The following is a 14,360-nucleotide window of genomic DNA, read 5'->3' on the forward strand; positions in this document are numbered from 1 at the left end:
CTGCTACTCATTGATAGCCACCTTGATGCGGGATATTTTTTTGCACATCAAATAAATGTACTAAGGCAGGAAGGATCGCAACCAAAGATTCTTGAGCGCCTTGTCGGCTGCCCGGTAAAGTCAGTACCAAGCTATGACCGATATACCCCGCAACACCACGGCTTAAAGCCGCATAAGGCGTACGTTTTTGTCCAAAACTACGTGAGGCTTCCATTAGCCCCGGTATTTCCCGTTTTAATAAAGGCTGAATAGTTTCTACGGTTAAATCTTTCGGGCCTAAGCCTGTCCCACCCACGGTTAAGATCAGCGGATAATGATTTTTTTGCTGTTCAATCAGTGCCAATAATTGTTCTGGACTGTCTGGAATCACTTGATAAGCAATCTGACTAAAATTGGCTTCTTGTAAAATTTCTAAGACATTTTGTCCTGCTGTATCTGGTTTCTTCCCTGCCGCTACGGTATCGGATAACACAATAATAGATGCTGACAAACTTTCTTTTAACACACGAGTAAAGTGAGACTTACCGCCTTTTTTCTTTTGTAATTTACATTGATCCAAAGATAAATCTTCGGGTTCACAATGCGGTTTTAACATGTCGTACAAAGTTAAGCCCGCAAGGCTGACCGCAGTTAATGCTTCCATTTCTACGCCAGTCGGGCCAATGGTTTCAACTGTGGCAATAATTTCCACATAATTTTCAAAGAGTTCAAAGTCTACATCGGCACGGTAAATCGGTAGTGGATGACACAATGGAATCAGCTCATCGGTACGTTTCGCTGCTAGAATACCCGCAATCCGTGCAGTTTTAAGCGCATCGCCTTTTTCCGTATTGCCATTACGCAAAAGTTCAATGCAATGTGGCGGAGCATGCAAAATACCTGTTGCCACTGCAGTACGATAACTCTCTGCTTTCATCCCAACATTTTTCATTGCATGTTCCTATCATTTATTTTTACAGTAAAATTAAGTTTTGGGGCTTAAATAAAGGATGATAAATTATTAAATCATTCTCAATTTAATGATGACAATGTTGATCATGTTCATATGTGTTGACTGCATGATGATGTGAATGTGGCTCATCTACATCATCCTTACGAATACAACAGCCTTCAACATACTGACTGCTGCCATCCATATAGAATTCTTCTTTCCAAACGGGCACTTCATGTTTCACGCGCTCTACTGCTTCTTCACAAGCGGCAAAGGCTTCACGACGATGTGCCGCATAAGCAATCGCAATAATGGCTTTTTCACCAATGTCTAAAGCGCCAATACGGTGAATAACTCGTACATAGGACACCGTATATTTGGCTTGAATTTCTTGTTCTATTTGACGAATCATTTTTTCCGACACAGGTGCATACGCTGTATATTTCAGCGTCTTCACCGCTTTGCCTTCATGATGATTACGCACCGTACCAATAAAAACACCAATACCACCACATTCAGGAAAATGCTGAATTTGATCAAAACTTTCTAAAGTTAACGCAGTATCCTGAATTCGTGAAAATTGTTTTAACTCTTTCATCTTAACCTCCTGCTACGGGTGAAAGTAGCACTAAGGTACTGTCCAAGTGAAGTTCGGTCTGACGTGAAATAATGTCCTCACCCATAGCACAAGCACAACGCTCGATCATCGCTAAAGCAGCTGGATATGCTTGTCCAACTTGAGCCAAGACATCCGTGATTGTGCTGTTTAGGCTGCATATGATTTCTAAATCTTGCGGTAACTGTCGCTCTACCGCACCGAAGGCTTCAATTTTGATTTTGATTTGTGACATCTTAACCTCCAATCATGTGCATACTAATTTTTCGACTGCTTTTATCTAAACTTTGATTTTTCAAGCGCTGTTCTATCGCGTGATAACCCTGTTCTTTGTGCCAGATATAGGTAAATAAAGCATCGTGTAAATTCACTTCACTTGACGCTGTTTTTAAGGTCAGTGCTTTAATTTGTGTTTTTAACTTCAACCCTTGCGGAGCAAAGAGACAATTATAAAATTCGCCTTGTGCAGTTAAACGCACTCGATCACATGTTCCACAAAACGAGTTGGTAATGGTGGAAATAATGCCTATTGGATGACCATCAATAAAATGCTGTCTTGCGGGATCTGAAGTGGTCTGAGCCGAACCATGTCCTTGCTTAGTCACTGTAAATTCAGTGGCTAAAGTTTCTAAAATTTGTTGCTCACTCACCACATGTTCAGTTGACCATTTTCGATCACCGTCTAGCGGCATAAACTCAATAAAACGTAAAACAATTTGCTGCTGAACTGACCAACGCGCCAAAGGCAAAATTTGATTTTCATTCATCCCATGCATTAGTACAGTATTAATTTTTATTGGGAGTCCTACCGCTTGAGCAGCTTGAATTCCTTCAAGTACAGGTGCCAAGTCTTTTTGAGTTAAATGTTTAAATTGGCTCGCATCCAAACTGTCTAAACTAATGTTCAGGTCATCTAGACCTGCTTGCTTTAACGCCTCTGCATATTGTTTTAAATAATGCGCATTGGTGGTCATGGAAATCCGTTTTAGCCCGAACTGCTTTAAGTTTTGTAGTTGTGCAACAAAATGTACCACGCCCTGACGCATGAGCGGCTCACCACCCGTAATACGAATAAATTCAATACCACGGCGCACCATAAAGTCACAAAACTGATAAAGCTCTTCAAAGCTAAGTAAATCGTGTTTTTTCATCCATTCTGGGTGTTCAGGCATACAGTAGACACACTTAAAATTACAGCGATCAGTCACTGAAATGCGCAGTTTTCGCTTACCACGACCAAATTGATCGACAAATAATGCATTGCTTTTAAGTTGTGTCATCATATTCATGTTGAACATCCATCTTCAGGCATTAGGTGGTTACTGCACAAATATTGTGCAAAAGCTTTAAATCGCCCAATCTTATTATTATTAGATCTGCAATAAGTGTTCCAACTTTGTGCCAAAGGTAAAATATCGCGCTTTAATGTAGAAATTTAATTTGTTGATGCTGTTGCAGCTCATCGGGTGAGTTAATACTGTGAAAAAATAAGGCATGGTTGGTAAAATGTGCCACTTGAGCGTGCAATTCTGCAAAACAATGCCTTAAACTGCGCTGTTTTTGCTCAAGACAATCACTCAGGTGCGCCAAACTGCTGCGTTTAACCAAGCAAAATGGGTACAGTGCTTTGCCATTTATTTCCGCATAAGCAACTTCTGCCAAACTATTTTTAGCCAAAGCCAGATGTAATTTAAAAATGATTTTTGGGGGAATGTAGGTCACATCACAGGGTACAAACAGCACATAGTCTGCTTGTACATGTGACCATGCGCTTTTCATTCCCATCAATGGGCCTAAAAAACCATTTTCATCATCCTGATAGCAATGAATACTGGGAATAATCTTTTGATAAATCGAATAATCCCGATGGCTGTTGATCCATACTTGTGCAACATCAGATTTAAGCTGTTGATGGATTTTAATCAGTTGTATTTGGTCATCAAATTTTTGTAATAACTTATTCAGACCATTCATACGTCGAGCCTGCCCACCAGCCAAAATCACCAAGTCCGTATCGGGATAAATTGACTTTTTAATGCCATTTTTCATTCAACTGCCTCCGTTTGACAGGCTTTGATCAAGCCACGAATTTCAGGTAAACATGAACCACAATTGCCCCCAGCTTTTAAACAGGCTGTGACTTGTTTCTCATCGGTAATATTTTTGCTTTTAATGGTTTCAATAATGCGGTTTTTACCGACTTTAAAGCAGCTACAAACCAACGGCCCTTCATTATTTGCCATCGACATCGGCTGCCCTGCAAGCAATGCCTTACGGTGCATAGCACTTAATCGTTCACGTTTAAATAAGCTTGCCACCCAGTCACGATCTGGCAATAACGCTTTAGGTGCAATATATAAACTGGCAATCAAATGACCATCTTTGAGTACCACACTATGACTAATATGCGCAGTCTGGTCTTCAATATTCAGCCATTCAAAACTTTCATCCTGAAATGGTAATAGCTCTTTTAAATGTTCTGTGGTCTGGGTAAATTTTTTACGATCTGCCACTTCATATCGCGTGGCTTTGGCCGTTATAATTTTAGTCCACCATACTGTGCTTTCAATTGACGATTGCACAATTTTTTCAAAGCCTTGACGCACATAAAACACGCCTTGCCATTGGCTATAAAATGGATGGATGATCACAGGCGTATGCTTAAACTCAGGTTCACCTGAAATGGCATCCACAACAGGATTCACCACTTTACCAATACGGGCATCGGATGCCACTTGGTCATTCCAGTGAATCGGTGCAAAGACTTGTCCACGGCGAATATCATCACTGACCGTTGCGCGTAATACGCAATTGCCCCATTTCGATTTCACTTCAAGCAATTCACCATCTTTAACGCCATATTTCAACGCATCTTGTGGGTGAATTTCACAATACGGCTCTGCACGATGGGTACTTAAATTGGCAGATAAACCTGTTCGGCTCATGGTGTGCCATTGATCACGAATCCGCCCCGTATTTAAAACCAAAGGAAATTCTTTACAAACTGAATTAACAGGATTGATTGCGGTAATGGCAATAAATTTAGCTTTAGCATCGGCATGGCTAAATTGCCCCGTTGCATACAGTCGTGCCACCGCGCCCTCTGGCTGCTGTTTAGTCCATACCGGCCATTGCACAGGCTTTAGTTCGTCATATTCAGTTGCGGTTAAATCCGTTAAACCGTTTAAATTAAAATAACGAAAATTCGGTGTTTCACTGCGCTGTTCTAAATCTGAATTTTGCTGAGCTGAAAGTCGTGCATGCTCTAAGAAAATGTCATGGCTATTTTTAAAATCAAAACCATCAAAACCTAATTTTTTCGCTACCTGACTAATGGCCCACCAATCCGCCTTTGCCTCACTTGGCTCAGCTAAAAAGGCACGTTGTCTGGAAATGCGACGCTCAGAATTGGTGACCGTACCCTCTTTTTCGCCCCAACCTAGTGCAGGTAATAAGACATCAGCATATTGCGTGGTGTCCGTCTCTTGGCAAATATCAGAAACCACCACAAATTCACATTGCTCTAAAGCACGTTTCACTTGATCAGCATCGGGTAAACTGACCACAGGATTGGTTGCCATAATCCAAATGGCTTTAATTTTGCCACTTTCAACTGCATGAAATAAATCAACTGCTTTAAAGCCAGCTTGCTTGGCAATATGGGGACTGTGCCAAAAGTTTTGCACCAACTGTTGATGGGTTTCATTTTCCAATTCTAAATGTGCCGCCAACATATTCGCCAGCCCACCCACTTCACGCCCGCCCATGGCATTGGGCTGTCCTGTCATCGAAAATGGTGCAGCACCCAATTTGCCTATTTTTCCCGTTAACAAATGGCAATTGGTAATGCTATTGGCTTTATTCACCCCTTGCGAAGATTGATTCACCCCCATTGAAAACAGCGTCATCACTTTTGAAGTGTTGGCAAATTTTTCATAGAAAGTCTGCAATTTTTCGACAGAAATTCCTGTGCGTGTCGCCACATTTTCAATGAGAGATTCACTCTCACTCTGTGCCAGTGCTTGCGCTAAACCTTGGGTATGAGCAGCAATAAACGCTTGATCGGCATGACCATTTTTCGATAGATACTGCAATAAACCATTAAACAAGGCAACATCTTGCCCTGGTAAAATGGGTAAATGTAAGTCAGCTGCTTCGCAGGTACTGGTAAAACGCGGGTCAACCACGACCACGAACAAATCGCGTTGTTCTTTGGCTTTCATGATGCGTTGATACAATACTGGGTGACACCATGCAGTATTTGAACCTACCAACACCACCATGTCGGTATGTTCAAAATCTTCATAACTTGCAGAGACAATATCTTCCCCAAAAGCACGTTTATGTGCAGCAACTGCCGACGACATACAAAGACGTGAATTGGTGTCTATATTGGCCGTACCCAAATAGCCTTTGACAAATTTATTCACCACATAATAGTCTTCAGTCAGCAACTGACCTGACACATAAAAGGCAATGCTGTCACGACCATATTGATCTATACATTGTTGAAATTTATTGGCAATGCTCGAAATAGCCGTGTCCCAAGTTGCTGCCTGACGATTTGCCTTGCGCCCCATCATCGGCTCAAGTACACGGCTTTCCAAACCAATCGTATCGGCTAAATTACTGCCTTTAATACACAACTTACCGTAATTAGAAGGATGGGTAATATCGCCTTCAACAGTCACTTTTTGACCTAATGCTGTCTCCTGTACGGTTGCAGTCACACCACAACCTACGCCACAATAAGGACAGGTGGTATTTGTCGTTTTCGTCAATAATTCTGTGGAGCTTTCAAGTTCCACAACGGGAATATTGTTCATTTATGCTCCCACATCTACTTTACTTCTACTTAAATTAGCTATGGATATTTGATACTCAAAGTGGCATGAATTGAATTCATCCTACATAGCAACTATTCCATAACGATCGCTTCGCATTTTTTTAATCCTCCCCAACCCTCCTTTAAAAAGGAGGGAGTATCTAAAACTTAATAACAATTTGGATTTTAGATTGTTCCCCTCTTTCTTAAAGAGGGGTTAGGAGAGATTTATAAACAACTAATCATTAAATTACCTTTAACTGGCTGACATTCAATAATCAACCTGCTTGTTTTAATGCAAAATCTTTACCAAATAACAATTTATTGCGAATCGAAGAAATAGGTGTTTGATCTGCAATTAACTCTGCATACCATGCGCCATCTTCGGTATCCCCAAACAATACTGCACCAATTACTTTATCTTTTTGAATAATAATACGTTTGTAAATATGACGTTTTTCATCATTCAAAATAATATCTTCATAATCATCAGCGGGTTCAAAGTTACCTGCGGAAAACACATCACAACCACTGACTTTAAGCTGTGTTGGAACGGTCGGTGCTTTAAAGGTTAAGCTACCATGTTCAGCCAAATGTGAGGCACAAATAAACGCTTGTCCCCACAGTGGTTCAACCAAGCCAAAAGTTTGATTACGATGCTCAATACATTCACCCACCGCATAAATGCTCGGGTCAAAGGTTTGCATGGTGTCATTCACCATCACGCCACGGTTACAACGTAAACCTGCACTTTGTGCCAGTGTCATATTTGGACGAATCCCGACTGCAAACACCACAAAATCGGCATCTAATACAGTGCCATCTTTTAAGCGCAGTTGGCTCACATGACCATCTTGACCAATCAGTTCTTCTGTATTGGCTTCAGTCAATACTGGAATACCTTTGGCTTCGATACTTTGTTTCAGTAAAGCACTTGCTCGTGCATCCAGTTGACGATCCATAATACGATCCATCAAATGCAACACAGTGACGTTCATGCCGCGTTGTTTTAACCCATACGCCGCTTCAAGCCCGAGTAAGCCGCCACCAATCACCACCGCATTTTTCTTGTTTTTACAATACTCTAGCATGCTGTTCACGTCATAAATATCACGGAAACTCAATACACCTTTTAAATCTGAACCTTTAATCGGTGGAATAAATGGCTTAGAACCTGTCGCAAGAATTAATCGGTCATAATCCACCACCAAACCTTTTTCTGTATAGACTTGCTTACGTGGACGGTCAATTTTCACCGCAGCATCACCAGCAATAAAGTGAATCCCTTTATCGCTATACCATGCATGTGAATGCAGCATAATATCTTCAATGCTTTTATCACCAGATAACACTGGTGAAAGCATAATACGGTTGTAGTTACCCCACGGTTCCTCACCAATCACAGTCACTTCATAGCGATCTGGTGCCATATCCAGTAAATCTTCGAGGCAGCGCATCCCTGCTAAACCATTCCCAACCAAGACCAATTTCATCTTTTCTTGCGAAGTACCATTATTGGTAATATAGGTTTTTTGTGCCGTTGGGCTAACAAAAACACGACCCTCTTCAATTTTGCTTGGAAACACCAACAATTTTTGATTTTTGTCTTCCAAGCAGCGTCCTGTGGCTAAACTGAAATGCTGCTTATAAATAGGCGATGCCACCACACGTTCACCTTGCAAATCACCCAAAATCCCGCGTGACATAACAAAGGCTTGACTGAAAGGGTCTTGATTACTTAAGGCGTAAACACGTTTTTCATGACCGACACGGAATAAGGCAATTTGCTGCTCATCAATCATTGCACCAACACCAGTATTCGGCGTGATGTCATCTAAATGACAAATTTCAATCCAGTCCAATTCATCTGTCGCATTCATTTCTTTTAAAATCGTCATATTTATTCTCCTTTAATCACAAATGCTTAAGCTTCTACTACAGGAATACGGCTTGGATCACGTTCCACTGTGGTTTTTGGGCGAATTTGCCCACGTTCAGCAGCAAACTGAATATGCGGATCATTCTGTTGTTCAGCTTTTGCATTAATAAAGGTTTTAAAACGTTTACGCACTTCAGGATCTTCAATCGCAGTACGCCATTCGTCTTGATAAGTTCCGACCACATGATCCATACGGCGTTCTAATTCAGTCGCAAGTCCCAAAGAATCTTCAACCACCACGGCTTTCAGGTAATCCAACCCACCTTCGAGATTGTCACGCCATACCGAAGTACGTTGCAAACGATCTGCTGTTTGGATGTAGAACATATAGAATCGGTCGATATAGCGAATTAAAGTTTCAGTATCAAGGTCAGAAGCAAGCAGTTCAGCATGACGTGGTTTCATCCCACCATTACCGCAAACATACAGATTCCAGCCTTTTTCAGTGGCAATGACACCAACATCTTTGCTTTGCGCTTCGGCACACTCACGAGTACAACCAGAGACCGCCATTTTGAGTTTGTGTGGAGAACGTAAACCCTTATAGCGATTTTCTAAGAAGATGGCTAAACCCATTGAATCATCGACACCGTAACGGCACCATGTGCTACCAACACATGATTTAACGGTACGTAAAGATTTACCGTAAGCATGCCCAGATTCAAAACCAGCATTAATCAATTTTTCCCAAATTTCAGGCAGTTGATGGACTTGTGCGCCAAATAAATCAATACGTTGTCCACCCGTGATTTTGGTATATAAACCATAATCTTTCGCAACCTGACCAATGGTGATTAAACCTTCAGGGGTAATTTCACCTCCTGCAATACGTGGCACAATAGAGTAAGAACCATCTTTTTGAATGTTACCAAGGTAATAATCATTACTGTCTTGTAATCCAGCATGACTTGGTTTGAGTACAAAATCATTCCAACAAGAGGCTAAAATATTCGCCACAGTTGGTTTACAGATATCACAGCCTAAACCATGACCATGCTGCCCAATCAAATCATCAAAGGTTTTAATTTCATTGATACGAACCAAGTGATACAGCTCTTGGCGTGAATAGGCAAAGTGTTCACATAAATGGTTGTTGACGGTTACGCCTTGACGTTGTAATTCAGACTTCAACACTTGTGTCACTAAAGGTGCACAACCACCACAAGCCGTTGCGGCTTTGGTACATTTTTTTAAAGCACCAAGCGATGTTGAACCCTCATTGATCGCTTGGCAGATATCTGCTTTAGAGACGTTATTACATGAACAAATGGTTGCGCTATCTGGCAATAAGTCGACACCGCTACCACCCGATTTTGCTGAAGATTGTTCAAAGCCCGGCATAATCAAGCTTTCTGGTTGTTCTGGAACAGCCAGTCCATTCAACATCATCTGTAATAAGTCGTTATATTCTTTGGCACAACCGACCAAAACAGCACCCAACAACTTGGTTTTGTCACTATTGACCACAATCTTTTTATAGACCATGGCAGCTTCATCTGCATAGAAATAACTCAGTGCATTTGGCGTCATGGCATGTGCATCACCGACCGATGCAACATCAACCCCCATGAGTTTAAGTTTGGTGCTCATATCCGCACCGGTAAACTCGTTACAGCTCTGATCCATGACATGCTTTGCAGCAATACGTGCCATGTCATAGCCTGGTGCCACTAGGCCATAAATTTTATTTTGCCAAAGCGCACATTCACCAATCGCATAAATGTCTGTATTTGAGGTTTGGCAGTAATCATTAATCACGATTCCGCCACGTTCACCAATCGCCAGTCCACTTTGACGCGCTAATTCATCACGTGGGCGAATACCCGCAGAGAACAAGACAATATCAGTTTCAAGTTCAGAGCCATCGCCAAACTTCATCACATGCGTGGTATTGCTACCCGCTTCAATACATTGCGTAGCTTTTTGGGTATGAACTTTTACGCCTAAATTTTCAATTTTTGCGCGTAAAACCTTACCGCCTAAATCATCAATTTGAACCGCCATTAAACGAGGTGCAAATTCCACCACATGGGTTTCAAGATTTAAATCACGTAATGCTTTCGCAGCTTCAAGACCCAGTAAACCACCACCAATCACCACACCTGTTTTTGCATTTAAGCTTGCAGCACGAATGGCATCTAAGTCTTCAATGCTGCGATAGACAAAACAGTTTTCACGCTCATTACCCGGAATTGGAGGAACAAAAGCATATGAACCTGTCGCCAATATCAATTTGTCATAAGCAATCACATCACCATGATTGGTGGTAATTGTTTTATTTAAAGTATCAACTTCAGTTGCTTTGGTATTTAAGCGTAGATCAATTCCATAAGCATCCGCAAAATCTGAACGGCAAAGGGTTAGATCTTTAGCTGATTTTCCTGAGAAGTATTCAGTTAAATGTACACGATCATACGCTAAACGAGGTTCTTCCGCTAAGATGGTAATTTCAACTTCATCCCCTGCATGTTCCAATACAGATTCAATGAATTTGTGCCCCACCATGCCATGACCAATCATTACCAATTTCATATACTTTCTCCTCAATTCCTTTTTAACTTTTTAGCTTATTGTTGAGCTTCAGCCATACTGTTACGTTCAAGCACCGCAGCTTCAAACAACTTTTGCTCTTTTTCTTTATGTTCTACCGAGAAACGGATCATCAGAACAAAACTCGCTGCAATCACCACCAAGCCGCCCAAGAACATGAGACAAGTTTGAATATCGAGCATACCTTTGAGTAAGAAACCTGCTGCCACTGCACCCACGTTACCCCCTGCCCCAATGATGCCTGCAACACCACCTAAGGCATCACGATCAATGAATGGAACCAGTGCATAAGTTGCACCACATGCCATATGGGTAAAGAGTGCAAATACGGTCATGACCAGAATTGCCAGAACTGCGGTATTCATTTGTGAGAATAAGATTAAGAACAGACCTTCCATCAGGATCATGCCAAACAATACTTTGGTACGACCATCTAGACCTTTTTTAGTCGCAACTTTGTCTGAGACAATTCCACCTAAAGCACGGGCAAACAGTGCCAACAAACCAAAGATCCCTGCGGCTAAACCTGCCTCTTTTAGTCCAAAGCTAAAGTGTTCGACGTAGTACATCGCCACGATGTTATGAATAAAAATTTCGATCCCGAAACATGCAGCATAAGCACCAAATAGAATCCAAACGCGGTAGTTACGTGCAGCGTGCATTAGAATTGCCATGCCACCTTTTTTATCGCTACCGACTTGAATGCCTTGTGCACGAAGTTCTTTAAAGTTGCCTTGTGGACAGTCTTGGGTAAATTTCCAATACATTGCACCCACAATCAGCATCATCAGACCCGGTACAATCAGTGCAATTCTCCAACCCATCGCTTGTTCAACACCGAACATCACTAAGGCAGCAAGCATTAACGGCATCAATGCTTGTGTTGCACCACCCCCTGCATTTCCCCAACCTGCTGATGCAGCATTGGCCGTTCCCACTACATTTGGTGCAAACATAATACTGGTGTGATATTGAGTAATCACAAAGCTGGCACCAATGGCACCAATAAGTAAGCGGAAGAATAAAAAGGATTCGTAACTGTTGGCAGATGCCACACCAAAGACTGGAATACTGCCGATAATCAGTAAAGCCGTATAAGTTTTGCGTGGACCATATTTATCACACAGCGGCCCAACAATCAGACGAACTAAAATGGTAATTGCAACAGCGGCAATATTAATGTTCGCAATTTGGTCTTTGGTTAAATGGAACTCACCAGCGATTACTGGCATCAGTGGTGCACAGGCAAACCATGCAAAGAAGCAGACAAAAAAAGCGAGCCAACTCATATGGAAGGCTCTCATTGCTGCACTACTGAAGTTAAAAATATTTATTTTTGTTGCTTTTTTAGCATTTAAATTTGAAGACATAGCCTTCTCCTTCCTGAACTGAACGTATTGGTTTATCTACTATGCGGATTGCTGCATACCAGATTCGATCAGAACGGACATCGTTGGCCGTCTTACAAATTTTTAGAGTCTTCTTTGACTCAAAAGAGATTATGCAATGACTATGCCAACATGTTATAAAATATTTTAAAATTTTGTTTTTTATCAATTTTTATATTAAATTTATTACTTTTCATTCCCAACAGTTGGTTCAATACTTTATCTTAATGACAACGGATCGAAGAACAGAGCTTGTCATTGTGCTTCCTTGTAGCGCATTTTTGCATCAAGACAGTGCGCTATTAGATTACACACTGGTTTTATGTATGATTTTTATTGAATTAACATAAGTTTCACAACTTTGGCATTTTAATTGCTATATATTTTAAATAACTTTCCTTTCAGGTTTTACCTGATGATATTTGACCAATATGCCAAAACTCAAAATCGCACTCATTGATGACAATCAAGAACGTGCCAATTATATAAAAGCATCCCTGATCGAACATCATTTCGATGTGGTCGCCTGTCTCACAATCGATCATTTAAGTATGTTCCGTTTAGAACAATTGCATGCCGATGTCATTTTATTGGATATGGACCACCCTCACCGCGACATTATAGAAAGTTGCGTTAGCCAATTTGATTTACCCACGGTGCTATTTACCAAAAACAGCCATAAAGACACCATCAAAAGTGCCATCAATGCAGGTGTCACTGCGTATATTGTGGATGGTATTGACCCAACCAAACTAGAAAGTATTTTAGAAATTTCGATTGAACAATTTAAAAAACATAAAAAATTACTGGGTGCTTTAGAAGACACCAAAAATAAACTGGCAGACCGTAAAGATGTAGAGAAAGCCAAAGTGTTACTCATGCAATTGCATACCTTAACTGAAGATCAAGCCTTTCAATTGCTACGAAAAAATGCCATGAGTCATCGCATGACGATGGGCGAAATGGCACGGCGTTTATTAGATGCTCAAGAATTGTTACAGAACCAATTAAAGGACTAGGCCATGACAGATTTAGAAAAAACTCAAATCCAAATCGGCTACATTCCTCTGCTCGATTGTGTTGCCATTCTTTGGGCAAAGCAGCGTGGTTTTTTTGATGAAGTTGGCTTAGATGTATCGCTCGTCAAAGAAGCCTCTTGGGCAAGTTTAAGAGATCGGTTGGCGTTTGGCTTTTTAGATGCGGCACATTGTCTATCTGCCATGCTTCCTGCCGCAGCTTTGGGTGAAGACCAACTCGGTATTCCCTTACAAACCGCTTTAGTCTTAAGCCAAAATCGTGCATTTATTAGTTTGAGTCAAAAATTATGCTTTGACCTCAATATTACAACACAAGACAATATGCAAGAATCGGCACAAAAAATAGTCACAGCCATACTAGAACAAAAACCCATCCAATTGGCACATGTGTTTAAACAGTCGATTCATCATTATTGCTTAAGAGAATGGTTAGCGCTGGTCGATTTTGATGTTGCACAAAATATGAAATTGGTGACACTTCCCCCTCCCTATATGGTTGAGGCTTTAAGCAATCATGTGATTGACGGTTTCTGTGTGGGTGAACCTTGGAATACGCAAGGTGAGTTATTCGGTGTCAGCCAAATTGTGGCATCTAGCCAAGACATTATGCCGAAAGTTGCCGATAAAGTTTTGGCCGTCACCGTTGATTGGGCATTACAGCACCCCAATACACACCGCGCATTAACCCAAGCCATTCAAAAAGCGCAACAAGAACTGAAATATTTAGATGACTATACTGAAGTTTGGCAAATGCTGATGGACTTCAACATTGTTCAATTCCAATGTTCTAACACCGTTCATGTACAAAAATTCCATTCTATTCAAAATATTATCCGTAATTTTGTAGATGAGTCACCGCAACCCAAACTTGAAGATTTTAAATGGCTGATTCAGCAAATGGTGAAATGGGACAGACTGATTATCGATGAAACACATATCGAACAAATGAGCCAAAACTGTATTTTATCTTTTCAAGCTTAAAATTTTATCATTGCCTTAGGACAATTAATCACAACCAAGTACTGGGGCTAAATGATTTATTTTGAGCATATTTACGCATAAAAATTACGTTTT

Annotated in this window: 11 protein-coding genes; 2 read left to right on the forward strand and 9 right to left on the reverse strand. The window is 41.0% G+C overall.

Annotation, left to right across the window (positions count from 1 at the left end; all coding sequences use genetic code 11):
- Nucleotides 1-7: 7 nt before the first annotated feature.
- The 9 genes from moaCB to BLV99_RS04010 form a co-directional block, all read right to left on the reverse strand.
- A complete protein-coding gene (gene moaCB, locus BLV99_RS03970) occupies nt 8-931 on the reverse strand; it encodes a bifunctional molybdenum cofactor biosynthesis protein MoaC/MoaB (protein WP_092687931.1) in 924 nt (307 codons plus the stop codon).
- A gap of 85 nt (nt 932-1,016) precedes the next feature.
- On the reverse strand, nt 1,017-1,529 hold the full coding sequence (locus BLV99_RS03975; protein ID WP_092687934.1) for a molybdenum cofactor biosynthesis protein MoaE: 513 nt from the start codon (nt 1,527-1,529) through the stop codon (nt 1,017-1,019).
- A gap of 1 nt (nt 1,530) precedes the next feature.
- Nucleotides 1,531-1,782, reverse strand: coding sequence for a MoaD/ThiS family protein (locus BLV99_RS03980; protein WP_092687937.1), 252 nt, complete (start codon nt 1,780-1,782; stop codon nt 1,531-1,533).
- Nucleotide 1,783: 1 nt separating this feature from the next.
- Nucleotides 1,784-2,836 carry a GTP 3',8-cyclase MoaA gene (gene moaA, locus BLV99_RS03985; RefSeq protein WP_086183402.1) on the reverse strand — a complete coding sequence of 351 codons (1,053 nt, stop codon included), beginning with the start codon at nt 2,834-2,836 and terminating at the stop codon, nt 1,784-1,786.
- A 133-nt stretch (nt 2,837-2,969) separates the two neighbouring features.
- On the reverse strand, nt 2,970-3,596 hold the full coding sequence (mobA, locus tag BLV99_RS03990) for a molybdenum cofactor guanylyltransferase (protein ID WP_086183403.1): 627 nt from the start codon (nt 3,594-3,596) through the stop codon (nt 2,970-2,972).
- Nucleotides 3,593-6,373: a nitrate reductase gene (locus BLV99_RS03995; RefSeq protein WP_092687940.1), complete on the reverse strand. Its 2,781-nt coding sequence runs from the start codon at nt 6,371-6,373 to the stop codon at nt 3,593-3,595. Before BLV99_RS03995 ends, mobA begins: the two co-directional genes overlap by 4 nt.
- A 277-nt stretch (nt 6,374-6,650) precedes the next feature.
- Entirely contained in the window at nt 6,651-8,270 is a 1,620-nt protein-coding gene (gene nirD, locus BLV99_RS04000) for a nitrite reductase small subunit NirD (RefSeq protein WP_086183405.1), read from the reverse strand.
- 26 nt (nt 8,271-8,296) lie between these two features.
- A complete protein-coding gene (gene nirB / locus BLV99_RS04005; RefSeq protein ID WP_092687943.1) occupies nt 8,297-10,843 on the reverse strand; it encodes a nitrite reductase large subunit NirB in 2,547 nt (848 codons plus the stop codon).
- A gap of 35 nt (nt 10,844-10,878) precedes the next feature.
- Complete coding sequence (locus BLV99_RS04010) at nt 10,879-12,231, reverse strand: MFS transporter (protein ID WP_086183407.1); 1,353 nt, start codon at nt 12,229-12,231, stop codon at nt 10,879-10,881.
- Nucleotides 12,232-12,680: 449 nt separating this feature from the next.
- Between BLV99_RS04010 and BLV99_RS04015 the strand changes: the two genes are divergently transcribed.
- Together BLV99_RS04015 and BLV99_RS04020 are read left to right on the forward strand one after the other, a co-directional pair.
- A complete protein-coding gene (locus BLV99_RS04015) occupies nt 12,681-13,268 on the forward strand; it encodes an ANTAR domain-containing response regulator (RefSeq protein WP_092687945.1) in 588 nt (195 codons plus the stop codon).
- A 3-nt stretch (nt 13,269-13,271) separates the two neighbouring features.
- Entirely contained in the window at nt 13,272-14,267 is a 996-nt protein-coding gene (locus BLV99_RS04020; RefSeq protein ID WP_092687948.1) for an ABC transporter substrate-binding protein, read from the forward strand.
- Nucleotides 14,268-14,360: the final 93 nt, after the last annotated feature.

The organism is Acinetobacter kyonggiensis, assembly GCF_900107285.1.
Lineage (GTDB): Bacteria > Pseudomonadota > Gammaproteobacteria > Pseudomonadales > Moraxellaceae > Acinetobacter > Acinetobacter kyonggiensis.

Bases quoted from the DNA above. Each gene is read 5' to 3' on its own strand.
- moaCB (WP_092687931.1), bottom strand. From the start codon at position 931: ATGAAAAATGTTGGGATGAAAGCAGAGAGTTATCGTACTGCAGTGGCA.
- BLV99_RS03975 (WP_092687934.1), bottom strand. From the start codon at position 1,529: ATGAAAGAGTTAAAACAATTTTCACGAATTCAGGATACTGCGTTAACT.
- BLV99_RS03980 (WP_092687937.1), bottom strand. From the start codon at position 1,782: ATGTCACAAATCAAAATCAAAATTGAAGCCTTCGGTGCGGTAGAGCGA.
- moaA (WP_086183402.1), bottom strand. From the start codon at position 2,836: ATGAATATGATGACACAACTTAAAAGCAATGCATTATTTGTCGATCAA.
- mobA (WP_086183403.1), bottom strand. From the start codon at position 3,596: ATGAAAAATGGCATTAAAAAGTCAATTTATCCCGATACGGACTTGGTG.
- BLV99_RS03995 (WP_092687940.1), bottom strand. From the start codon at position 6,373: ATGAACAATATTCCCGTTGTGGAACTTGAAAGCTCCACAGAATTATTG.
- nirD (WP_086183405.1), bottom strand. From the start codon at position 8,270: ATGACGATTTTAAAAGAAATGAATGCGACAGATGAATTGGACTGGATT.
- nirB (WP_092687943.1), bottom strand. From the start codon at position 10,843: ATGAAATTGGTAATGATTGGTCATGGCATGGTGGGGCACAAATTCATT.
- BLV99_RS04010 (WP_086183407.1), bottom strand. From the start codon at position 12,231: ATGTCTTCAAATTTAAATGCTAAAAAAGCAACAAAAATAAATATTTTT.
- BLV99_RS04015 (WP_092687945.1), top strand. From the start codon at position 12,681: ATGCCAAAACTCAAAATCGCACTCATTGATGACAATCAAGAACGTGCC.
- BLV99_RS04020 (WP_092687948.1), top strand. From the start codon at position 13,272: ATGACAGATTTAGAAAAAACTCAAATCCAAATCGGCTACATTCCTCTG.